Origin of the sequence: Rhizobium sp. L43, from assembly GCF_002531725.1 — a bacterium.
GTDB lineage: Bacteria > Pseudomonadota > Alphaproteobacteria > Rhizobiales > Rhizobiaceae > Rhizobium.
Genome location: NZ_NWSQ01000006.1, coordinates 160,916 through 182,052, shown reverse-complemented (window position 1 = coordinate 182,052; position 21,137 = coordinate 160,916). Strand labels below are relative to the sequence as shown.

The 21,137-nt window shown below is 61.1% G+C and carries 21 protein-coding genes and 1 tRNA gene; 8 read left to right on the top strand and 14 right to left on the bottom strand.

The window, feature by feature from the left end; translation table 11 throughout:
* Window positions 1-12: 12 nt before the first annotated feature.
* The 5 genes from CO667_RS10100 to CO667_RS10080 all read right to left on the bottom strand — a co-directional run bounded on the left by CO667_RS10100 (window position 13) and on the right by CO667_RS10080 (window position 4,398).
* Complete coding sequence (locus CO667_RS10100; RefSeq protein ID WP_097618251.1) at window positions 13-924, bottom strand: S49 family peptidase; 912 nt, start codon at window positions 922-924, stop codon at window positions 13-15.
* A gap of 21 nt (window positions 925-945) precedes the next feature.
* Window positions 946-1,614, bottom strand: coding sequence for a terminase small subunit (locus CO667_RS10095; protein ID WP_179874106.1), 669 nt, complete (start codon window positions 1,612-1,614; stop codon window positions 946-948).
* 307 nt (window positions 1,615-1,921) lie between these two features.
* Complete coding sequence (locus tag CO667_RS10090) at window positions 1,922-3,025, bottom strand: hypothetical protein (RefSeq protein WP_097618249.1); 1,104 nt, start codon at window positions 3,023-3,025, stop codon at window positions 1,922-1,924.
* Between the two features lie 17 nt (window positions 3,026-3,042).
* Window positions 3,043-3,528, bottom strand: coding sequence for a hypothetical protein (locus CO667_RS10085; protein ID WP_097618248.1), 486 nt, complete (start codon window positions 3,526-3,528; stop codon window positions 3,043-3,045).
* Between the two features lie 9 nt (window positions 3,529-3,537).
* Window positions 3,538-4,398, bottom strand: a complete 861-nt coding sequence (locus CO667_RS10080; RefSeq protein ID WP_097618247.1) for a hypothetical protein — start codon at window positions 4,396-4,398, stop codon at window positions 3,538-3,540.
* A 224-nt stretch (window positions 4,399-4,622) separates the two neighbouring features.
* On the opposite strand from CO667_RS10080, the gene CO667_RS35340 reads away from it, so the two are divergent.
* The 4 genes from CO667_RS35340 (at window position 4,623) to CO667_RS10065 (ending at window position 7,556) form a co-directional block, all read left to right on the top strand.
* Window positions 4,623-4,713 (top strand) — tRNA-OTHER (locus CO667_RS35340).
* Between the two features lie 181 nt (window positions 4,714-4,894).
* Window positions 4,895-5,089, top strand: coding sequence for a hypothetical protein (locus CO667_RS10075; RefSeq protein WP_097618246.1), 195 nt, complete (start codon window positions 4,895-4,897; stop codon window positions 5,087-5,089).
* Between the two features lie 459 nt (window positions 5,090-5,548).
* Window positions 5,549-6,592, top strand: a complete 1,044-nt coding sequence (locus CO667_RS10070) for a porin (protein ID WP_097618245.1) — start codon at window positions 5,549-5,551, stop codon at window positions 6,590-6,592.
* 469 nt (window positions 6,593-7,061) lie between these two features.
* Window positions 7,062-7,556 carry a hypothetical protein gene (locus CO667_RS10065; protein WP_179874109.1) on the top strand — a complete coding sequence of 165 codons (495 nt, stop codon included), beginning with the start codon at window positions 7,062-7,064 and terminating at the stop codon, window positions 7,554-7,556.
* A gap of 10 nt (window positions 7,557-7,566) precedes the next feature.
* Here CO667_RS10065 and CO667_RS10060 read toward each other — a convergent pair whose 3' ends face one another.
* Window positions 7,567-8,289, bottom strand: coding sequence for a hypothetical protein (locus CO667_RS10060; protein WP_097618244.1), 723 nt, complete (start codon window positions 8,287-8,289; stop codon window positions 7,567-7,569).
* A gap of 243 nt (window positions 8,290-8,532) precedes the next feature.
* Between CO667_RS10060 and CO667_RS10055 the strand changes: the two genes are divergently transcribed.
* Window positions 8,533-9,045: an MgtC/SapB family protein gene (locus tag CO667_RS10055; RefSeq protein ID WP_097618243.1), complete on the top strand. Its 513-nt coding sequence runs from the start codon at window positions 8,533-8,535 to the stop codon at window positions 9,043-9,045.
* A gap of 55 nt (window positions 9,046-9,100) precedes the next feature.
* On the opposite strand, the gene CO667_RS10050 is transcribed toward CO667_RS10055, so the two are convergent.
* The gene (locus CO667_RS10050) at window positions 9,101-9,280 is read right to left on the bottom strand and encodes a hypothetical protein (RefSeq protein ID WP_097618242.1); all 180 of its coding nucleotides are present in this window, start codon (window positions 9,278-9,280) and stop codon (window positions 9,101-9,103) included.
* A gap of 65 nt (window positions 9,281-9,345) precedes the next feature.
* On the bottom strand, window positions 9,346-9,576 hold the full coding sequence (locus tag CO667_RS10045; RefSeq protein WP_097618241.1) for a hypothetical protein: 231 nt from the start codon (window positions 9,574-9,576) through the stop codon (window positions 9,346-9,348).
* A 354-nt stretch (window positions 9,577-9,930) separates the two neighbouring features.
* Here CO667_RS10045 and CO667_RS10040 point away from each other — a divergent pair, with 354 nt between their 5' ends.
* Complete coding sequence (locus tag CO667_RS10040; RefSeq protein WP_097618240.1) at window positions 9,931-11,019, top strand: DUF475 domain-containing protein; 1,089 nt, start codon at window positions 9,931-9,933, stop codon at window positions 11,017-11,019.
* 106 nt (window positions 11,020-11,125) lie between these two features.
* On the opposite strand, the gene CO667_RS35335 is transcribed toward CO667_RS10040, so the two are convergent.
* The 4 genes from CO667_RS35335 to CO667_RS10020 form a co-directional block, all read right to left on the bottom strand.
* Window positions 11,126-11,296: a hypothetical protein gene (locus CO667_RS35335; RefSeq protein WP_097618239.1), complete on the bottom strand. Its 171-nt coding sequence runs from the start codon at window positions 11,294-11,296 to the stop codon at window positions 11,126-11,128.
* A gap of 151 nt (window positions 11,297-11,447) precedes the next feature.
* Window positions 11,448-12,965, bottom strand: a complete 1,518-nt coding sequence (locus CO667_RS10030; protein WP_018243554.1) for a tripartite tricarboxylate transporter permease — start codon at window positions 12,963-12,965, stop codon at window positions 11,448-11,450.
* An 88-nt stretch (window positions 12,966-13,053) separates the two neighbouring features.
* On the bottom strand, window positions 13,054-13,545 hold the full coding sequence (locus tag CO667_RS10025) for a tripartite tricarboxylate transporter TctB family protein (protein ID WP_097618238.1): 492 nt from the start codon (window positions 13,543-13,545) through the stop codon (window positions 13,054-13,056).
* Window positions 13,542-14,486 carry a tripartite tricarboxylate transporter substrate binding protein gene (locus CO667_RS10020; RefSeq protein WP_097618237.1) on the bottom strand — a complete coding sequence of 315 codons (945 nt, stop codon included), beginning with the start codon at window positions 14,484-14,486 and terminating at the stop codon, window positions 13,542-13,544. The genes CO667_RS10025 and CO667_RS10020 overlap by 4 nt, the downstream gene beginning before the upstream one ends.
* A 481-nt stretch (window positions 14,487-14,967) precedes the next feature.
* On the opposite strand from CO667_RS10020, the gene CO667_RS10015 reads away from it, so the two are divergent.
* Window positions 14,968-16,584 carry a right-handed parallel beta-helix repeat-containing protein gene (locus CO667_RS10015; RefSeq protein WP_097618236.1) on the top strand — a complete coding sequence of 539 codons (1,617 nt, stop codon included), beginning with the start codon at window positions 14,968-14,970 and terminating at the stop codon, window positions 16,582-16,584.
* Window positions 16,585-16,590: 6 nt separating this feature from the next.
* Here CO667_RS10015 and CO667_RS10010 read toward each other — a convergent pair whose 3' ends face one another.
* Window positions 16,591-17,637: an ABC transporter substrate-binding protein gene (locus CO667_RS10010; RefSeq protein ID WP_097618235.1), complete on the bottom strand. Its 1,047-nt coding sequence runs from the start codon at window positions 17,635-17,637 to the stop codon at window positions 16,591-16,593.
* A 330-nt stretch (window positions 17,638-17,967) separates the two neighbouring features.
* Window positions 17,968-18,837 (bottom strand): ornithine carbamoyltransferase, encoded by an 870-nt coding sequence (locus tag CO667_RS09995; RefSeq protein WP_097618234.1) that lies wholly within the window; start codon window positions 18,835-18,837, stop codon window positions 17,968-17,970.
* 418 nt (window positions 18,838-19,255) lie between these two features.
* Here CO667_RS09995 and CO667_RS09990 point away from each other — a divergent pair, with 418 nt between their 5' ends.
* Window positions 19,256-21,124, top strand: a complete 1,869-nt coding sequence (locus tag CO667_RS09990; protein ID WP_097618233.1) for an adenylate/guanylate cyclase domain-containing protein — start codon at window positions 19,256-19,258, stop codon at window positions 21,122-21,124.
* Window positions 21,125-21,137 lie beyond the last annotated feature (13 nt).

The following is a 21,137-nucleotide window of genomic DNA, read 5'->3' as shown; positions in this document are numbered from 1 at the left end:
ATTAACCCCGCTTCACCAGAATGTGGGGCTTCTGACTTGGGCCGCCGTTTTGCCGCCGGCAGCCTTGAGGGATTTCAGGCGGGCAACCGTCTCGTCGAGTGTCGCCACGCGGTCGGCCATGCCGAGCTGGACAGCCTTCTTTGCTCCGTACATGCGGCCGCCGCCGAAATGCTTTCCGCCTTTTTCAGGATCTGCCCGAACGACGTTCGGCGACACCCCCCGCCCGCGCGCGACATCGGCGACGAACATGCTGTAACCATCCTTCACACGCTCCTGCAGCGCACCTCGCGCCTCATCGGAGAGCGGCTCAAACGGGTTGCCCTCAGTCTTGCGTGGTCCTTCCTTGACGAAGGTTATCCGTACGCCTTCCTTTTCGGCGGCCGCCGACACATCTTGGTGGACCATGTAGACGCCGATCGAGCCGACCTCGCCCGACGGCGTGACGACGATCTCATCACAACCGCAAGCAATCCAGTAGGCGGCCGAGGCGGCGTAGGTATTGGCCACCGCGACAATCGGTCGACCATTGCGCCGCGCCTTGCGGATCATCGCGACTGTTTCCGGCACGAAATCGAGGTTCCCTCCCGGCGAGTCGATGTTGAGGATGATGCCCGCGTTGTTCGGCCGCGCGGCCGCAGCCTGGAAGTCTCTTTGAAACCGCTCGAGCGAGACGGTCTGTTGCGAAACGTCGTCAAGCGCCGTCGCGCGCTGGCAGATGATCCCAAACAGGTTGAGGACATCGACGGGTCCCGGTGCGGCGCCCTGTGACGATCGCGGCGCGGCACTTTCGCGGTACGCCTCCGCACGCGGGCCGAACGCCGCGCGTAGCTCCAGCATTCCGACGATCTCCTCGGCCTTGCGAGGTTCGATAAACCAAGCCTGGGAGGCGAAGGCGCGCAGCACGCGCCGGATCTCATGTGTCATGACTTTCGTTCCTTTTCGTCCTTAGTGGTTTTCCGAGGTGCCCGCGTGCGCATCGAAGAGGTCAGACTTTTCCGCGACTCCTTCTCGCATCGGCCGCTCCCGCCAAAAGCGGTCGATCGCGTTGCGTACGTCGGAAACAACGTCGTCACAGGTGTCCAACAGGTCATCTACTATCTTCGGGTGCTCGGCGAGCGCGCTGCGCCGCTCGATGATATCCGGTGCGGCGTTCATCCGGTCGCGAATGATGCCGAAGACGACTTCGAAGGTCTCCTGCACATCATCACGGCGCATCAGCTGGTTGCGATCCCGCTGGAAGCGCTCCTGCTCAATTTGCGCCGCAATGATTTCGCGGCGCGTCTTCGGATCGAGCGCTTCGATCGTCTCGCCGGCCGAACCGCCAACCAGCGCCAGGCGCATCGCTGCCTGCGCCCGCTTCACCTTCTCGGAGCGAAGATCCTCGTCCGCCTTCTGCGCCTGGCGCCAAGCAAAGCACGCCGAGAGCTGCAGCTCGTATGCCTTGCCGTTGCCGCCCTCTTGGACCATAGGCATGCCTTTCGACAGCCAGGATGTAACAGTGTTGAGCGACGTTTCGAGCGTTTCCGCCAGTTCTTCGCGTGACAGGACGCAATCCTCGACGCCCTCGGGCAATGGATAGCGTTTGCACAGCGCCTCAATCTCGTTTTCGGTCATCATCGCTTTCCCGCTTTCAAAACAACAACAACAAGGACATCAATCACCCATCTCACGCCCTTCGCAGCCCAATCGCCTGCGCTGCCGCCTTACCCGCTTTGCGCTATCGCCTGGGGAGGACCCGCTTGTCCGGGAGACCAGACCGACAGTTGACCGAAGGCGGCGGCGCCTCGAAGAACCGCCGCCCTCGTCTCAATTGGCTCACTCGAAAGGAGGCATGAGCGCCAATTGCCGGTGTTGTTTTGGCCACGTCACCGCCGGCTGGACGTGTGGGGAGGGAAACAGGGAAACCTCCCCACCATGAACCTCAATCTTCGTGCGGATCCGGCCCTTCGACGCCGAGAAAGGCGCGTGGGTCGATGTCTGCGCGATGTTCGATTGCCCCGCCAGACGCGTCCACCAGCGCAGCCTCGATGCGCTGGTTTGCGAGAATGCGGGCGTCGATATCCTTGAGCTTCGCCACTCGCTCTTCAGTCGAGAGCGCGTGTGCGTCTTCGGAAAATTCGGTGAGCTCCGCTTCGAGCGCCTTCAGGAGTTGGTCCTTAAACATCCAGGCAATCAACGGCAGGTGCGGCGCATCGACAGCGCGCGTGAAGCCTATGTCGCCGGGAAGCCGCACACCGATGCCTGCGCCGCGCGTGATCGTCTCGTAATTCGGCCAGATAATCCCTGCAGTCGGCCCATGGTCGATGAGCTGCAGGACATTCGGCCTTCCAAGGCGCGCCAGCTCCTCGACTTCGGCTTTCATACGCGGGAAAATTTCGCTCGATGGGAAAGCGGCAGACAGGATCTCATGACGGTCCGCGCGCAGCGTGGCCCCTTCGTTACGGAACTTCTCGATTTCCGCCGGCAGGCGATCGACAGCGGGAAATTTGATTGCTGGCTTTGCCGCAGGCTTGAGTGCGCCAGCCGCCACTGCCTCCTTCTCCTCCGTCTCCACCGGAGCCCATGGCCTCGCTCGCCGCGCGCCGTGTTTCTGAATGTACTTTTCGACTTTGTTCAGGAGCGCCTTTGGCCCGTGATAACGCTCTCCGGCAGCTTCTGTTTTTGCGATGCTGTCGCGATGTTTCTTCGCTTTTTCGTCAAAGGCCCCCTTGCGACTTTTGTAGACGGGGCTGTCTTCCTCATAGATAAAGGCCTGGCCATAGCGCATCGCCACCGAAGGATCGGTAATTATCTGAAACTGCAACTTAGCGTCGGAATGTTCCTTGCCTGCCTCAAACATCTTGTCTGACAAACGGGTATAATCCGCGTGCAGAGCATCGACATGCTCCCGCAGCGCATCGAGCTTGTTGCGCACGTCGGCGGATAGCGCCTCATCCTCTACATAGGATTTCGGGCCTGCGTGGTATTCGCCGTCGGAGGTCGGCATGCCAGTGGATAGCACCTCGCCGTCGATGATGGTTGCCATGGTGGAGAAATCCCTTTCTAGGTGTCGTTGGAAAAATCATCCGAGATCTGCTGGCTGGTTGAAAGGCCACCTCCACCAGCCAGCAGATCTCGTATTCTGGCGGCGCTAAGCGGCCTATCTATCGCTTTGAGAATTAACCAGAATTTCGCCTTAAGCCCCTGTGGAAAAGGGTTGGTCTCCGCGTTTCTGAAACGGCGCCAGTCCACGCCTGAGTGGAACCGATCGAGCCCTTTCGCGATTTCCCTGGCAGCCTCCCGAGTCGGCCGATCTGCAAAGAATTCTGCCTCAATTTCACAGATCAACCTGTCGCGCTCGGCCCGCGCCAGGTCCGACCGCCAGCTCCGCCAGCCCCGCCCCTCGCTGAGCGCCGCATCAAGGCTGTCCTCGTCGCCGTCGAGCACGCGCTGCACGGCAGCGCCGATCCGCGCCGCCGCCTCGTCGCCAGGCTGCGCGGCCAGTATCCGGGAAAGCTCCTGCAGGGGATGATAGGGCGCCGTCGTCATATTAGGCCCTCAGTGCATCGATGCAGCATGATCGTTGCTTCCCTCAAGGCGATGCAGGATCATCAGCCTCCGGAGTTCACGAAGACCCGCTCCAGCGAACGCAATCTCAGCGCGGATGACTTGGCGCATGCCGCGGCTGCGCTCGCCGAGTTCCGAGGCGAACGCCCAGACGGCGGCAGCATCGTCGCCGTTTAACCGCCTGATGCTTTCCCAGATCGCGGCGGAGGCCGCGTGCCAGTTGGTTCGCCTCTCTTCAACCGGGGCGTGAGTTTCGGTCTCAATCGATTGGTGTTTTCGATCGCTTTCCGCCTTCTCCTTCCTCCCAAGCAAATCTGCACCAGAGACACACTCAACGGCATCGGAGAGAGATATGGGTTCTTCAAATGGGTTTATAATATTAGTTTCCCGGACATTTCTGTCCGGTTCTACCGGACATTTTTGCCCGGTAGCTTGGACAGAAATGTCCGGTTCATCATCGTCGTAACCGGACATATTTGTCCGGTCGCCTTTCCAGCATTTCTCAGGTCCGGAACCCGACGCCATACGCCGGTCCCAATCCGTGACGATCTCCCGAAAGTTGTCCCATTGAGGAATATAGCTGGCTCGGCCGGACATGCCGCCGTGGCTCTTCTTGACGAAAAGGCCACACCGTTCACTGCAGATTGCATTGGTTGCCCGGCGGACGGATCTTTCATCGATCGACAACATCCGCGCGAGCCGATCAATGCCTGGATCACAGCGACCATCGCGTTTGCTGTAGTGGCTGAGAATCGCCGCGGCGACAAGGCGTTCCGTGTTATTCAAGCCGTTGGCGATGCAGAGCGCCTTGTAGGCAATGGCGATATCGTTCTTCTCTCGGACATCGCTCATTCGCCGCCCCTCGCATATCGGATGCCGTGAGCGCGTTTGCTGGCGGCGACGGCATCGTGGATAGTGAGGTTGAACCGAGCCTTCAGCGCGACCAGCGGGTTTCCTTGGATGGAGTCAAAATTTAAGCTCAACCAGAGCGCAGCTTCGTTTACGGCGCCGTCGGCGTGGCCCAAACTATGCCCAAGCTTCCCCTCTTCAAGCGGGGTTTTTGCTTGATTTTCGGGGGGCGTCGGTGCATCACAATCCCGTAATTCCGGGATAGCTACCGTGTTGACATCGTAGGGGTCACAGGTTCAATCCCTGTCACGCCCACCATCCGATCCCCCTGACATCGTTGAGAGATCCCCGACCTGGGGATTTTCGTTTGCCGAGACGGGCAGGCGCCCGAATCCGCTCCTTGGCAGCGCAAGGGGCTTGCGCGTGATTGGCTCAGACCAGACCGGGTCGGACTTCAAGCGGCTGCAGGATGACCATCCACGTGGGAGACAGGGGACGGATGACGCAACGGACGCGGACACGTAAAGCGATATCCATAATCCGCGGCCTCACCGTGGTTGGAGCTGGCCTCTTCGGTTTCGGCTATATGCAGTTTCATGTCGTGGAACCCATCAGCATCAAGATTTGGCTGATCCCGGTGACGATATTTGCGGCTGGGATAGCGATCCTCTGGGACGACTTCAAAAATCCCTAGCGAGGCTGTCCCCGTCTGAGCGTGTCGCGATCGTTCAGATTCGTTCCCTGCTCCAATCGATCGGCATGTCCAGGCAGCCCGGCTGTTTGCCTCCCTCCGACTCGCGCAGCAGATGGCAGTTATGGCATGCTCGTATATGAGGATGCACTCATTCGAGCATCAATTGCATCCCCGCCGCCGAGCGTTCAGCCCCTCGTTGCGCACCCGTCCGGAAGGGCCGTTTTGTGACGGACAGATGACGAGTTTGTGACAAAACGCGTGTTATTTCAGCAACATAGCTATGCCGGCCTGCTGTCATGATCGAGATCATTATTGCGGCGCAACATCCCCTGTGTAAGTTCCGCGGCGAGGCAGGCACCGAGCCAAAAAGGTGCCGCTTCGGTCACACGGGTTGAAGATCGTAGGGACTGCCGATGGCAACGGTCTTCATCCTCTTGCATCTGAACTGGAGGTTATTCCATGAACATCAAGAGCCTTCTTCTCGGCTCCGCTGCTGCTCTCGCAGCAGTTTCCGGCGCCCAGGCTGCTGACGCTATCGTTGCCGCCGAGCCGGAACCGGTTGAATACGTCCGCGTCTGCGACGCTTACGGCACCGGCTACTTCTACATCCCGGGCACCGAAACCTGCCTGAAGATCAACGGCTACATCCGTTTCCAGGTTGACGTTGCTCCGAACGCCAGCTCGATCGGCGCCGGCGGCGGCGGTTCTGTCGCCAACGATTCGGATTGGGACGCACGTACGCGCGGCCAGGTTCAGTTCACCGCCAAGAGCGACACCGAGTACGGTCCGCTGACCGGCGTCATCGTCATGCAGTTCAATGCTGACAACGCTTCGGCTCAGAAGGCCCAGCTCGACTCGGCTTACCTCGACATCGCCGGCTTCCGCGCCGGTCTGTTCTACAGCTGGTGGGACGACGGCCTCTCCGGCGAAACCGACGATATCGGTTCTCCGGTCACGCTGCATAACTCGCTGCGTTATCAGTACGAAACCGACGCCTTCTACGCCGGCATCAGCGTTGACGAGCTGGAAGACAGCCCGTTCTACAATGGCGAAACCGCCAACAACGTCGGCGTTGCCATCGGCCTCGGCGGCAAGGCTGGTGCATTCAGCTACCAGATCACTGCCGGTTACGACACCGACAACGAAGAAGGCGCCGTCCGTGCTATGGGTACGGTTGCTGTCGGTCCGGGCACGCTCGGCCTCGCCGTTGTCTACGCCAGCAACCCGAACGCCTACTACAACAAGGCTGAATGGGCGATCGCTGCCGAATACGCCATCAAGGCGACTGACAAGCTGAAGATCACCCCGGCTGTTCAGTACTACGACAACTACGGCATCACTGCCGGCGAGTTCAACGATGACGTCAACGCCTGGAAGGCCGGCGTAACGATCGACTACCAGATCGTTGACAACTTCTCCGCAAAGGTTTCGGTTCAGTACCTCGATCCGGACAATGCGACAGACGTGACCTCGGGCTACTTCCGCCTGCAGCGCTCGTTCTAATAAAAGGCTGCCGGCAATCAACCACAGCGTTCTTTGCGCATCTGCAAAGACGCGCGGCGCTGTGGGCCGGCGGCTGCAAATTCCTGATCTGACTTGACCTCCGATCGGGAAAGAATGGGCCTGGACTTCCCTGCCTGGGCCCATTCCCCTTGACCAGAAGTGCGTCCAATCCAGAAATACGGTCAAGACGGCAGGCGCTCGATGAGCGCCTTGCCACCGTCATGTCACATCGGTTCGTTGTCGATATCAGGCATGCCATCTGGGCCTTGTATCCCGTCAGTTCAACAAACCTTCCGCTCATCCGCCACCGATCGCCGATCCGGCCGTCGACGAAATCCCGGTGCCGTCGACAACAGAGCCAAATTCGGACACAGAACCATGCCATGGCGAACCGAGGCTGAGGCACTGATTCGCTTCGCCAGGATATGGGGCCATGACGTGGCGCCAGGACATGGGGTTTGAGATCGAAATGAAATTATCCGCGCTTGTTGCCGCCGCAATTTTTTCCACCGCCCTCGCCTTGCCGGCCTCGGCAGCGCCGGCTGCTCCTGCCGAGACGTTCCCCGGCGCGCCCGGCGTCATTACGCTTTCCGGCAAATGCGCCAAGCTTGTTGTCGCCAAGTTCGACGCCACCAAGGGCTGCAAGAACGAGCTTGCCAGCGTCACGCTGGCCAACGGCGTGGTGACCTTCATCTTCACTTCGGATGGCAAGGCGCTCGGCTTCCAGGGCGATGGCAGCGGCATCAAGCCCGCTTCCAACGGCAATGCCCGCCTGCCGCTCAGCCTCGTCACCACGGGTGTCGGCAACAAGATGACCGGGGAGGTCAAGGTCGCCGGCTTCTGCACCTTCGGCAATCCCTATTCCGGCAAGCCGATCGCGATCGAATGCACGGCCGAAAGCAAGGATTCCTCCTTTACCGGCAGCTTCCGCACCGGCGGCAAGCTCGTGAAAAAGGGCAAATAGCCACCGTCCCTCAGGCGCACCAGGCGCCGCCGGCAGCCCCCGGCTTGCGTGCCAGCCCCTCATTGATCAGCTGCGCGCCGAAAGAGCGCCCGTCACGCGAGACGACGCGCGGTGCGCCCGAGGGATCGGTCTTGCCCGCCGCATTCATGGTGAAGGGGCCGGCGTTCAGGAGCCCGAGCAGACGCGACTTGGCGGCAAAGGCCACCCGGCGCTCGCCGTCACAGCGCGCCTGGTCGACGACAGGGCTTGCCATGTCGGCGATGACGATCTTCTCGCCCTTGTACCAGAAGACGCCGCCGTCGCCGACGCAATTGATATGGGCGCCCTGCCCGCAATAGCCGAAGGCGACCGTCCCGGTTTCCGCAACGCCGGCAGGGGCCGGAGCCACCGCCTTGACCGACTGGATGGTCGGCGTCGGGATCGTCGCCGGTGGCAGCAGCTGCGACTGTGGCGCCGGCGGTGCGGTTTTCGGCGTGGGTGTGGCCAGCGCCACCTGCTTCGGCGGCACATCCTTCCTGACGGGAGGTTTCGGCTCCGCCGTTTCCCGCATGACCGGCGCCGATTGCCTTGCAAGCATCGGCTGGATCTTCTTCCAGTTGTCGTGGGCAAAGATGCCGCCGATTGCTGCAATGCCGATCACCGCCCAGGGCAATAATCCGCCGCCGCTGCTGCGCGCTTTGCTCTTTCCTCTCGCCGGCGCCTTGCGGCGGCCGCGTGTCGCTGTCTTGGCCATCTGTCCGATTCCCGTGAGGCCGCAATTATCGCCGCCCAATCCTTTCTGAAAGGTTGGCGCCGCAACAGGATGATGCCTGATCCCCGATCTTTGGTTCGACGGCATGCGATCGCCGGCCTGCGTCGAAAAAAGACGCGCGCCGCGGGAGAGCGACGACCGACGTCTTTGAGTGAAAAAAGCTGAACAAATTCCGCGCCCATACGTTAGCCAGCGAAAAATTCCGTATGTTCTGGGGAGAAATCCATGGATCTGATCATCGCCGACATAATACCGGCGTCGCGTATCCACTATCCCGTCATCTTCGCCCGCCTGCTCGGCGCCATCGTCTTCGGCGGGCTGATCGGCTTCGAGCGTGAGGCCCGCGACCGCCCGGCAGGCTTCCGCACCCATATTCTGATCAGTCTTGCCGCGGCCCTCTTCGCCATCATTTCGATCGAGGCCGTGCACATGCCGGGTTTTTCCGATGACGAGCAGGTGCGTATCGATCCGCTGCGCGTCATCGAAGCCGTAACCGCCGGCGTCGCCTTCCTTGCCGCCGGCATGATCGTCTTTGCAAGAGGCCGGGTGCACGGGCTGACGACGGGGGCCGGCATGTGGCTTTCCGGCGCGATCGGCCTCGCCATGGGCTTCGGTTATTGGCCGATCGCCTTCTTCACGACGCTGGCGGCCATCTGCGTGCTCTTCGCCTTCGGTAAGCTCGAACAACGGTTCGGCTACAATTCCGGACAGCGTATCGATCGGGATAAAGACCAATAAAAACGAAACGCCCGGCATCGTGCCGGGCGTCCGTATCGGCGTTAATCTCTGTTGCTCATTCGGAGCATGCGACCGAAGGATCGTTTCTTCCAGCCGCTGCCGTGCCGTCGATGGACGCGGCAAGCGGTTTCTGGGGTTTGCCGATATTGATGCGCTCGTCCGCCGCCTCACGGACCGCCTGCCATTCGTTTTCGTGCCTAATGAAAATCTCGCGGGGCACAAAGTTGATCATCATATGTTTCTCACCCTGTTTCGAATCTAGAGCGTCGGCGCGCCTCAAAGAGGCTTCCCGAATGCTGGTCATTTCTTGGTTTCTGTATTGCCTTTGATGTCGGGACCACCCTTGGAAAGATCGGCACCGCTAACGTGGGCCGGCACGTGAATGTCGTGATAGACGCCGGGCGTCAGCGTCAGGTCGACATGATGCGGCGGCAGCACCTGCGCCTTCTGCATGCGGTTCGGCTTTGCCCGCTTCATGCGGTCGGATGCCTCCGTGCGTTTGTCGGGAATATGGGTCGAAGTGTGCATCATCGGCCTCCTTTTTTAAGCTCAACCAGAGCCAAACGGGCAGGCACCGGGATGGTTCCCAAAAAAATCACCTGATCTCGAAGGGCGGCCGGCCTTGACTGGCTGGGGAAGTTCATTACCTAGGGCGTATCCCGCAGCCTTCCAGACATCGGCTGACGGGGAACTTTGGTGCCGGGCCCCTCTGGCGAGAGTTTTTAACGGCGCTCTCGTGATGTCGGTACCGCCTGCAGCTTAGCCGGCGGATTTTTCATCGATGAACAAGCTCACCATGCCTGACCCGCATGCCCGTGGCGGCGTGCCGCATCTTTCCGATCTAACCACCCTCGTCAACACGATTTGCGGCCGCGAGGTGCGGCCATGAACCAGCCCGCGACCCCATCCTCGCTCAGCTATTTCCGCTGGGCCTTCATCGTCACTGCCCTCGGCCTCGTTCTTGGCGCCGTGCTCGGTTGGCAGACCACAGGCACGATCGGCGGCATGGCAACCGTCTTCTTCATCTGCACCGTGCTTGCGGTGCTGGAGATTTCGCTGTCCTTCGACAATGCCATCGTCAATGCCAACAAGCTGAAGGAGATGACGCCGGTCTGGCAGAAGCGCTTCCTCACTTGGGGCATCATCATCGCCGTCTTCGGCATGCGCATCGTCTTCCCGCTGGCGATCGTCGCCATCGCGGCACAGATCGGCCCCTGGGACGCTCTGGTGCTTGCCGCCCGCGAGCCGGCCGAATATGCCCGCATCATGAACGATGCGCATCTGCCGATCGCAGCCTTCGGCGGCACCTTCCTGATGATGGTCGGCCTCAACTATTTCTTCGACCACAAGAAGGAAATCCACTGGCTTCCGGGCCTGGAAAGGGTGATGGCGCGTTCGGCCACCATCAAGGGCATCGAAATCGCCTTCGTACTGGCGCTGATGCTGGTTTTCTCCTGGCTGATCGGCGGCGAGGAAGCCACCGTGTTCGTCCATTGCGCCATCTACGGCCTGCTCACCTTCCTCGCGGTCGAAGTGGTCGGCGGACTGCTCGATGCCTCGCAAAAGACGATGAGCGCTGCCGCCAAGGGCGGTCTCGGCGCCTTCATCTATCTGGAGGTGCTGGATGCCAGCTTCTCCTTCGACGGCGTCATCGGCGCCTTTGCGCTGACACAGAACCTCTTCGTCATCGCCATCGGCCTCGGCATCGGCGCCATGTATGTGCGCTCGATGACGATCATGCTGGTGGAAAAGGGAACGCTTGCGGAATACCGCTATCTCGAGCATGGCGCCTTCTACGCCATCCTGATCCTCTCGGTGATCATGTATGCGCAGACCCTGGTGCACATCCCCGAGGTGATCACCGGCCTCGGCGGCGCGGCCTTGATCGGCCTGTCGCTCTGGTCGTCCATCCGCCACAACAAGCGTGAGCGGGTAGAAGATCAAGCCGCCGCACAGGAAGAGCTTCACGCCTGATGTTACAGGCCGCGGTGCTCGGCACTGCGGCACCCCTTCAGAAAAATAAAGCCCGCGACCATCCGGTTGCGGGCTAATTCATTCATGCATGCATGCATCGAAGATTTTAGCGGATGACCTGACCGAAAGATGCCGGGTCGATGCCGAGTTCCTTAAGGTCGCGGGCACGCGGGCGGCGGCCGGCTTCAACGGCGGCGCTGACGGCATTTGCGGCGCCGAGCGCAGCAAATGCGCGGCCAAGGAAACCGGTGTGGATTGAACTGCGGATAGCGGACATTGTCTTCTTCTCTCACTCTATGATTGACCACCCATAGGTGGGCACCCGAGCGCGCCGCAACAATGCACGTAAAATCACCGCAGCCATGCAAAAAGAAGAGGCCGGCGCATGTCTCCATGGCCGGCCGCGAGGCAGGGGTAAGGTCGTCTTTTTAGTCTTCGTTTGCCGCCAGCTGCGACAGCACCTGGCCGCGGCCGCGCAGCCGCAGGATCAGCGGGATGAGGAAGGCCGCCGCCGCAACGATGAGCAGACCCGCCGCGATCGGCGACATGACAAGCGTCGTCACATCGCCCTGGCTGATCGCCAGCGCTCGGCGCAGCTGCTGCTCGGCAAGCGGACCGAGGATCAGGCCGACAACGGTGGGCGCGATCGGATAGCCGAAGAGCCGCATCACATAGCCGAGCAAGCCAAAGGTGAGCAGCATGCCGAGCTCGAACACCGACGGATTGGCACCGATCGTTCCAAGCGTCGCAAACAGCAGGATGCCCGCATAGAGCCACGGCTTGGGAATGGTCAGCAACCGCACCCAGAGCCCGATCATCGGCAGGTTCAGCACCAACAGCATCGCATTGGCGATGAGCAGGCTGGCGATCAGTCCCCAGACGAGCTGCGGATTGGTGGCAAACAGCAGCGGCCCCGGCTGCAAGCCGTATTGCTGGAAACCGGCCAGCATGATCGCCGCCGTCGCCGTCGTCGGCAGGCCGAGTGTCAGAAGCGGCACCAGCGTGCCGGCGGCCGACGCGTTGTTCGCCGCCTCGGGACCGGCCACGCCTTCGATTGCGCCATGGCCGAATTCCTCCGGATTCTTCGCCAGCCGCTTTTCGGTCGCATAGGAGAGGAAAGTGCCGATTTCGGCGCCGCCCGCCGGCATCGCGCCGATCGGGAAACCGATCAGCGTGCCGCGCAGCCAGGGCTTCCACGAACGCGCCCAATCCTCAGCGGTCATCCAGAGCGAACCCTTGACCGCCTCGACCTTCTCGGCGATCCGGTTGCCTTGCGCGGCGATATAAAGTGTCTCGCCGATCGCAAACATCGCCACGGCAAGCGTCGTCACCTCGACACCGTCGAGCAGGTCGGGAATGCCGAAGGAAAGCCGCGCCTGCCCGGTCTGCTGATCGATACCGACCATGGCGAGCGCGAAACCGATGAACAACGACGTCAGCCCTCTCAAAGCCGAATCGCCGAAGGCTGAGGAGACGGTGACGAAGGCAAGCACCATCAGCGCGAAATATTCACGCGGCCCGAAGACCAGCGCCAGCTTGACGATATAGGGCGCGATGAAGGCAAGCCCGAGCGTCGCGATCAGGCCGGCGACGAAGGAGCCGATCGCCGCTGTCGCCAGCGCTGGTCCGCCGCGCCCGGCGCGCGCCATCTTGTTGCCCTCGAGCGCGGTGACGATCGAGGCGCTTTCACCCGGCGTGTTGAGCAGGATCGAGGTCGTCGAACCGCCATACATGCCGCCGTAATAGATGCCGGCAAACATGATCAGCGAGCCGCCGGGATCGAGTTTGTAGGTCACGGGCAACAGCAGCGCCACGGTAAGTGCCGGGCCGATGCCGGGAAGCACGCCGACGGCGGTGCCGAGCGTCACGCCGACCAGCGCATAAACCAGGTTCATCGGCTGCATCGCAACCAGGATACCCTGCCATAGGAATTCGAATGTGCTCATCTTGGTGTCCCAAGCGGCGTTCCCGACCATCCGATTTCGGGGTCAGGCGCCGCGCAAAATCAAAAGAGCTGACAGCGCGTCCGCGCGGTCAGAAGAACAGATGTTCGAGCGGGCCGGCCGGCAGCGTCAGTTGCAGCAGCTGCGAGAAGATCGCCCAGACGACGAAGCTGAAGACGATGCCAAGCGGCAGCGAGATCCATAGCTTGCGTTTGCCGAAGCCGCGTGCCGTCAGCGCAAAGAGGATGCCGGTCGCAATCGAGAAACCGGCGACGCGCAACAGCAGCATCTGGCCGGCGAGACCGGCGACAATCCAGATGACGGGTGCGACTTCCTGCCGGTCACGTTCCGGAAAATCGCCGCGCCAGGCTTCGAAGGCGGTCCAGATCCCGAGACAGAAGAGGCCGAACGCCACCACTTGCGGCACGGTCGCCGGACCGATGCGGTCATACTGCGCAATGGTTTTCAGATGCAGGGCATCCCAGGCCATCACGCCGGCGACGACGAAGAGGAAAACGGCAATGATGAACGCCGCCCAATCAGGGCGGCGCTCGGTTGCCGAGGAGGGGTTATCCTCGCTCATTGAACAAGTCCGATATCTTTGAGAATGCCTTCAGTGGCGGAGACGTCCTTCTCGAGCTGCGCCTTGAAGGCGTCGCCGGACAGATAGGTGTCGGCCCAGCCCTTGGTCTTCAGCGTTTCCTGCCAGGTGGCGGAGTTGTGCAGCTTCTCGAAATCGGCGGTGACGGCCGCGACCTGATCAGCCGACAACCCGGGAGCAGCGGCAACCATGCGCCAGTTCTGGATGGTGACGTCGGTGCCGGCTTCCTTCAGCGTCGGGGCATCGACGCCGTCGATACGCTTGTCGCTGGATACGGCGAGAAGACGGAGCGTGCCGGATTTCACCTGCGATTCGAACTCGCTGTAGCTCGAGACGCCTGCTGTGACCTGGCCGCCGAGAATGGCGGCGAGCGCCTCACCGCCGCCGGAGAAGGCGACATAGTTGATCTTCGTCGGATCGACGCCGGAGGCTTTGGCGATCAGGCCGACCGTGATGTGGTCGGTACCGCCGGCCGAACCGCCGCCCCAGGAAACCGAACCCGGATCCTTCTTCAGCGCCGCAACCAGATCGGCCATGGTCTTGATCTCGGAGGAAGCGGGAACGACGACAGCCTCATATTCGCCGGTCAGGCGGGCGATCGGCGTAACGTCCTTGAGCGTCACCGGCGATTTGTTGGTCAGGATCGCGCCGACCATGACATAGCCGCCGACGATCAGCGAGTTCGGATTGCCGGCAGCCTGGCTGCTGAACTGTGCAAGGCCGATGGTGCCGCCGGCGCCTGGAACGTTCTGGACCTGCACGTTGCCGGAGATTTTCTCCTGCTGCAATGCGGTCTGCAGCGAACGGGCCGTCTGGTCCCAGCCGCCGCCCGGAGCAGCAGGCGCGATGATGGTGTAGTCGGCCGCATAGGCCGGCAGCGCGATAGCAGCTGCAAGAAGGGTTGCGATGAATGTATGCTTCACGATGTGTCCTCCGTGGGCGGCTGAGCAAACCGCCTGTTATTCTCCAGGGAATCGGGAGGAATGGCTGATCAGCGGACACAAATGTCCTGAATGACGAGCGGAATACCTCCCAAAGCTTCAGCTCTCCGCCTCCACGGAGAAGAAGTAGCCAAAGCGACCACAACAAGCTGTCATTTAGCTGACATCGGCGAGATATCCAGAAGCACAGGACACTTTTTTGCCGTAATTGGCGGGTGGCGGGCTAAAGCCGGCCCTACACGGCTGCATTCACGGGCGTTGGCCGCCGCCGAGGACAATTGCAGGCTTCAACTGGCCAAGCCCCCGAGCCGACCTCCGGAGCCTGCATTGCTCTCAATACCTGTGGTTTAATTCCTTGCAACCCCGGCCCCAAGTCAATTACACTTTGATCAATTCAGGGTTTTGCTTTCCCGTATCTCGATTTCTGCAGAGCTTTATTTCGCCGATCTTCCGAGGAAACGATATGTCGCGCTGCCTGCATACCAATCCCGGCCGGATTTACGACGACATCCGATCGCTGCGTCCCGGCGCGGCCCTGACGCTGGAAAACGGACGATACCCAACGCCGCTCGTGCTCTCCTCGCTCAGCGGCTCCCAACAGCAGCCGGTCGTGATTGGCGGCGCCTGTGCCGTCATCGACGGCGGCAGAAGCTATGAAGACTATCGCGACACCGCCAACCGCCTCTCCGCCGTGCAGGAAGCCAATGGCCGTTTCCCCGGCATTTATTACATCGCCGACAACGCAGCGCTGATGCTGCGCAATTGCCAGTGGGTCGTCATTGAGGATCTCACGTTCGAAGGCTGCTGGCCGACCGCCATCTATCTCGACAACTGCCAGCACATCACGCTCCGTCGCCTGCATATTCGCGGCAGCACGATCGCCATCGGCGCAGCCGGAGCCTATACGCGCCATCTGCTGATTGAAGATTGCGATTGGATACAGGATCTGCAGTCTCACGGCGAGGCGGACCTTGCCACGATACGCCAGGTCGATGCGGTCGATGCCGCGCTCGATCCCGAGGATTGTAGGCTCTGGCGAAAAACCTACTGGGGCCAGGTCCACGGCAATCTCGAAGACACCCAAAGCCGCGTGAACGTCGAAAAGGACGAGCGCGGTTTTGACGGCGACTTCTTCAGGGCCTGGACCATCGCCGGTTATGTCGTCCTGCGCGGCAACGTCATTCTCGATGCCTTCAACGGCATCCATTTCTTCAACGATGCGTCCGATTCCACGGTGGAGGATTTCTGCCGCAACATCGTCATTGAGAACAACTGGTTCGTCCGCATTCGGGACAACGCCCTCGAGGCGGAGGACTATGCCTGGAATTGGACCGTGCGCGGCAACAAGTTCGTCGACTGCTACATGCCTTTTTCGCTGGAGATGCGCCGATCCGGCTATTTCTACATCTACGGCAATCTCGGCTGGAACCAACACCGCCCCGGCCCTGATGACGACGATCGCAATTTCGGCCAGCTTTTCAAATTTCCCAAAAAGCACGAAGCCGCCGGCCCGCACTATGTCTTCAACAATTCATGGATGCTGAGAGGGCCGATCAGCAAGCGCAACCGCTTCCGCCAGTTTCACCATCTGAACAATGCGATCGGCTATTACGGCGCGGCCGGCCTGTCGACGCCGGAGGATTCCGTGCCCTTTGGTGCAGGCTGGCAGAGCGTGCCGAAGGAGGGACAGGATGAAAGCTCGCTCGAAGGCAAGCATTTCACCAGGCTTTGGCAGGAACTCGACATCCGCTTCGACGGCGATCTGATCGACCACAAATATTTCCCCGACCCGCTGCGCCAGGCGGGATATGCGATCGGCGTGGACGCACATCCCGGGCCGGTTCCTTTCCGCTCGCCCGTCCTCGGCCTGCCTGAGGGACTGAAGCTGACCACAAAGGTTCCGGCAGTCTCTTTCCTGATGCAGCTTCCCGACGGACGCGCGCAGGCCGTCGGCTGCGCGGACTACACCATCGGCGCCTGGCAGGGCGAAGATCCGTTCACGGTTGGTAAGCCGATGTTTTACGAATACTGGCTTTACGCCGCCGACCCTTGCGGAAAGGATGAATCAGCCGAAAGCTGAGGCTCTTCACTGCGCCCGCAGCACTTCGTTCCAGTGCGCGATCAGCCGCGCCCGTTTCACCTGGTCGAGATAGACCATCAGCCCGGGACTGACCGGCACCGGCCGCAGTTGGGCGCCGAGCAGTTCCTGCAGCGTATTGGCGGTATTTTCCCCCGCCACCTCGGGACTGACCGCCGGGATCTGCAGCTCGCGCGCCATGATCGTCTGTCCTTCCCTCGACATGAAGAAGGTGAGATAACGCCGACCGAGCTCCGGCTCGGCGGCCGCCTGCGGCACCAGGCCGATCCGCGACATCACCACCGTATAGTCCTTCGGCAGCACGATGCCGACATCGGGATAGCGCGAGGCCCAGTCGGCCGCATAGGAGCCGAGAATATTGTAGCCGAGCACGAAGCGGCCATCGGCAACACGCTCGAGGATCGCCGAACTCGTCGAATAAAGCTTGACGCCGGCAGCCCCCATCGCCCCGATCACCGACCAGATATCGCCGAATTGCTCCTGGTCACGCGCCATGAACAGAAAGCCGACCCCGGAGCGCTCGATATCGTAGGTGCTGATCCGGCCATAAACCGCATTGCCCTTGCGTTTCAGATAGTCGACGAATTCCGCCCGCGAACTCGGCACCGGCTCATGCACAAAGCTCGGCTTGTGATAGACGAACACCGCCGGCTCGAAGGTCAGCGCATAGGCGGTGTTGCGCCAGTTCGCCCATTTCGGCCAGGCGGCGCTCATTGGCAGGTTGCTGACCTGCGCATATCCGTCATTGGAAAGCTTCACCTGCAGATCCATCGCCGAGGAAAAGGCGAAATCCGCCGTCTTCTTGCCGGCATCCGTCTCCTTGACGATCCGGTCGTAGATATCGCCGGTCAACATGTCCTCGTATTTGACCGCGACGTCGGGATTGGCCTCCTGGAAACCCCGGATCATCGGCTGCGCCAAGGGTTCGTCGAGCGAGGAATAAACCGTCAGCACCGCCGCATCGGCATTGCCCGACTTTGCCGGATAAAAGGTCTGATCGGCGAGCGCAAAGCCCGGCCAGAACGCCAGCAGCAAGATGAAAACTCTCCTCATGCCGCAACAATGCCTGAGCATGCCGGGAGGAGCAACCGGATCTAGAGCCTTTCCGGGTTAGATTGCAGCATTCTGCCGGAGCAGGTTTTCGTCAGGGCAAAGGCGATTGGCGAAGGGCATACCCCCAGGTACGTCCGAGCCGATCGCCTTTGATCCTGGCGGAAAGATGCCCGGCCCTTCGAGTTGGCTGAAACGGGCCGGCTGATCGACCGGCCGGCTTGGCCGTAGAACTGGGCTACGACGCGCGCCGGCCCGTCGACCATCCGACTCCGTTTGAGCCAACAGAATGCTGCAATCTAACCCGGAAAGGCTCTAGGCGATGACCCACTCCATCAGCGCATTTTGCGCATGCAGCAGAAAGGCCTTGGCGGCGCGGCTTTGGCAGCGCGGGTGCTCTATCGCTTCGGCCGTCACCTCCTCGCCGCGCCGAACCGGCGGGCATGGCAGGAAGATCGCATCCTCCCGCAGCCGATCGAGCAGATCGCTCCCGATCCGGTAGCCGGCAAGCGCGTCGCCAATAGCGTCACCCGGCCATGAATCGGTGATGACGATGTCGGCATCCAGTAACTCGCCCATATCGGTGCTCACGCGAAAACACCTGTTGAGCAGCGCGGCGTCGCTGATATGCCAGCGTTCAGGAAAGACCTGCACCACCTCGATCGGCAACGCGATCGACGCTTCGGCCCAGGAGCGCAGGATATTGGCGTCCGCCGCCACGCCAACGACCTTCAACCTTTCGATCGAGCCGCGCCGGCTGTTGATATAGGCAAGGTCGCCGAGCGTCTCGCAAGGGTGGTTGGAGCGTGTGCGCGCATTGATGACAGGCACCGGCGAGACCGCCGCTACGGCCTTCAATGTCGTAAGCTCTTTCGTGCGGATCACCAGCATGTCGAACCAGTTGCCGAGATAACCCGCAAGGTCGCCGGTCTCCTCCCTGACATTGAAGCCGATCGGCACATGCGCGCAGATACCGCCCATCGCCTGGATGCCGAGATCGAAGGCACTCGTATTGCGCCAGCCACCGTCGTCGGCAATCAGCGCGACGCGTTTGCCCGCAAGGCTCTGCGGCATGGCGCGCTCATCCCAGGCTTTGGCGAGCTCGCCGGCGCGAGCGATAATCGACCGAAGCCCGGCCTCCGGAATATCGTGAAACTCCAGAAAATTCCGGGCCGAACCGGTCATCCAAAATCTCCATGGCGCATGAAACCCTCGCCACAATAACCGGCGCCGGCCTGACAGCAATCGCGAATCACCTTCCATACGGTGCTGGATATCCTCACGATCGTCTTCCAGGCCATGCATTGGGTCCGGTTCACGCCCCAAACCGATCGACAGCTACTTTTATAATGCCGACCTCGAAGCATCTTCCGAAGAAGATCGCTCTGCTTTCTCCGATTAGAATCTTCTTTTCATCACAAAGGATTAGCGCCGAACGCCATCCTTCACCCATTCAGAGTATTGATGAAGATCGGCGACGATATATGGTCGCGCTGCCGTGTCAAAACGTCGAATCCTCCCGAATTTCTATTCAGGGGGCGACTCTACGCGACAAAAACTCTATAAAAAGCCGGACTAAACTGGGAGGATCCTGGGAGGGGTCATGGAACGACGACTGAGCGCTATTCTCGCTGCGGATGTCGTCGGCTACAGCCGACTGATGGGCATCGATGAGTCAGGCACGTTGCAGGCGCTGAACCGCCATCGCTGCGAGTTGGTTGACATTCGTATTTCGGATTACAAGGGCCGGATCGTCAAACTCACCGGCGACGGCATCCTTGCCGAATTCCAGAGCGTGGTGAATGCGGTCGCCTGCGCCGCCGAAATCCAGCGCAGCATGGCGGCCCGCAACGAGAGCGTGCCCAAGGACGAGCGCGTCGAATTCCGCATCGGCATCAATCTCGGCGACGTGGTGGTCGAAAACGGCGATATTTTCGGCGATGGTGTCAATCTCGCCGCCAGACTCGAACGTATCGCAGCGCCCGGCGGCATCGCCGTGTCCGCCTCGGTGCGCGACCAGGTCGGCTCGCGCCTCAATCTCGGCTTCGATTTTATCGGCGAACATACGTTGAAGAACATCAGGCAGCCCGTGCAGGTCTATACCGTCACTCTGACGCCACCCTCCTCAGCCAGGTTGGTCGCGCAGAACCGCAATACCTGCTTCATCGCGGTGCTGCCCTTCACCAATATGAGCGGCGATGCCGACCAGGACTATTTCTCCGACGGTATCACCGAAGACATCATCACCGACCTCTCCAAGATCTCCAGCCTGCACGTCGTGCCGCGCAACACCATCTTCACCTACAAGGGCATATCGGTGAAGGTGAAGCGGCTCGCCCAGGAGCTTGGCGTGCGCTACGTGCTCGAGGGAAGTGTGCGGATCTTCGGCAATCGCGTGCGCATCTCAGGCCAACTGATCGACACCGCCAATGGCGATCATCTCTGGGCCGAGCGTTACGACCGCGACCTCACGGACATCTTCGCCATTCAGGACGAGATCACCCATGCGATCGTCGGCCAGTTGAAGGTGCGTCTGCTGCCGGAAGAGAAGAAGGCGATCGCCACTGAGCCGACCGCCAATGTCGAGGCCTATACCTACTATCTCCGGGGCCGCCAGCTCTCCCACACCTGGACCAAATCCTATCTGCAGCTTGCCAGACGGATGTTCTGCAAGGCGGTCGAGCTCGACCCCGACTATGCCCGCGCCTATGCCGGTATTGCCGATTGCGACGCAGCGATCCGCGATTGGGCCCCTGACGACGTGCCGCTGCGGCGCATCCTCGACATGAGCGCCCGCGCGCTCGCGCTTGATCCCGACCTTCCCGAGGCCCACGCCTCTCATGGTCTCGCCCTGCATCAGAGCGGCTTTGACGACAGGGCGGCGGCGGCCTTCGAACGTGCCTTGGCGCTCGACCCGAACCTCTTCGAGGCGAATTTTCATTATGCCCGGTTCTTCTTCATGCACGGCAACTTTGCCGAATCGGTGCAATATTTCACCCGCGCCGCCGAGATCCGCCCCGACGATTACGTCTCGCCGATCCACCTGATGTCTGCCTACCGCTCGCTCGGCCGTGTGCTGGATACGGAAAACTGGGCGCGCCTAGGCCTGCTGCGCGCCGAACGCGCGCTGAACCTCAATCCGGAAAATTCCGGCCCCGCCCATCGCGGCGCGCTGGCGCTTGCCCATATGGGCGATGTGACGAGAGCACGCGACTGGGCGGCCCGTGCGATCGCCATCGATCCCGACGACATCGTCGCGCAGTATAATCTCGCCTGCGTCTATTCCGTCCTCGGCGATGTCGACCAGGCGATCGATCTCTTGCAGAAGCTGCTGCCGAACAGCTCCGTCTACCATATCAAATGGTTCAACAACGATTCCGACCTCGACAATATCCGCGACGATCCCCGCTTCCAGCAACTGCTGGCCGCCGCAATGACGCATCGCGAACGGGTCGAAAGGACCGGCAGCTGAAAGCGCCTTTTCA

Coding starts and splice junctions, on each gene's coding strand:
- CO667_RS09995 (WP_097618234.1), bottom strand. CDS start 18,837: ATGACCGGTTCGGCCCGGAATTTTCTGGAGTTTCACGATATTCCGGAG.
- CO667_RS10050 (WP_097618242.1), bottom strand. CDS start 9,280: ATGATGATCAACTTTGTGCCCCGCGAGATTTTCATTAGGCACGAAAAC.
- CO667_RS10085 (WP_097618248.1), bottom strand. CDS start 3,528: ATGACGACGGCGCCCTATCATCCCCTGCAGGAGCTTTCCCGGATACTG.
- CO667_RS10030 (WP_018243554.1), bottom strand. CDS start 12,965: ATGAGCACATTCGAATTCCTATGGCAGGGTATCCTGGTTGCGATGCAG.
- CO667_RS10065 (WP_179874109.1), top strand. CDS start 7,062: ATGAAATTATCCGCGCTTGTTGCCGCCGCAATTTTTTCCACCGCCCTC.
- CO667_RS35335 (WP_097618239.1), bottom strand. CDS start 11,296: ATGTCCGCTATCCGCAGTTCAATCCACACCGGTTTCCTTGGCCGCGCA.
- CO667_RS10080 (WP_097618247.1), bottom strand. CDS start 4,398: ATGAGCGATGTCCGAGAGAAGAACGATATCGCCATTGCCTACAAGGCG.
- CO667_RS10045 (WP_097618241.1), bottom strand. CDS start 9,576: ATGATGCACACTTCGACCCATATTCCCGACAAACGCACGGAGGCATCC.
- CO667_RS10025 (WP_097618238.1), bottom strand. CDS start 13,545: ATGAGCGAGGATAACCCCTCCTCGGCAACCGAGCGCCGCCCTGATTGG.
- CO667_RS10095 (WP_179874106.1), bottom strand. CDS start 1,614: ATGACCGAAAACGAGATTGAGGCGCTGTGCAAACGCTATCCATTGCCC.
- CO667_RS09990 (WP_097618233.1), top strand. CDS start 19,256: ATGGAACGACGACTGAGCGCTATTCTCGCTGCGGATGTCGTCGGCTAC.
- CO667_RS10015 (WP_097618236.1), top strand. CDS start 14,968: ATGTCGCGCTGCCTGCATACCAATCCCGGCCGGATTTACGACGACATC.
- CO667_RS10075 (WP_097618246.1), top strand. CDS start 4,895: ATGACGCAACGGACGCGGACACGTAAAGCGATATCCATAATCCGCGGC.
- CO667_RS10055 (WP_097618243.1), top strand. CDS start 8,533: ATGGATCTGATCATCGCCGACATAATACCGGCGTCGCGTATCCACTAT.
- CO667_RS10070 (WP_097618245.1), top strand. CDS start 5,549: ATGAACATCAAGAGCCTTCTTCTCGGCTCCGCTGCTGCTCTCGCAGCA.
- CO667_RS10100 (WP_097618251.1), bottom strand. CDS start 924: ATGACACATGAGATCCGGCGCGTGCTGCGCGCCTTCGCCTCCCAGGCT.
- CO667_RS10040 (WP_097618240.1), top strand. CDS start 9,931: ATGAACCAGCCCGCGACCCCATCCTCGCTCAGCTATTTCCGCTGGGCC.
- CO667_RS10090 (WP_097618249.1), bottom strand. CDS start 3,025: ATGGCAACCATCATCGACGGCGAGGTGCTATCCACTGGCATGCCGACC.
- CO667_RS10060 (WP_097618244.1), bottom strand. CDS start 8,289: ATGGCCAAGACAGCGACACGCGGCCGCCGCAAGGCGCCGGCGAGAGGA.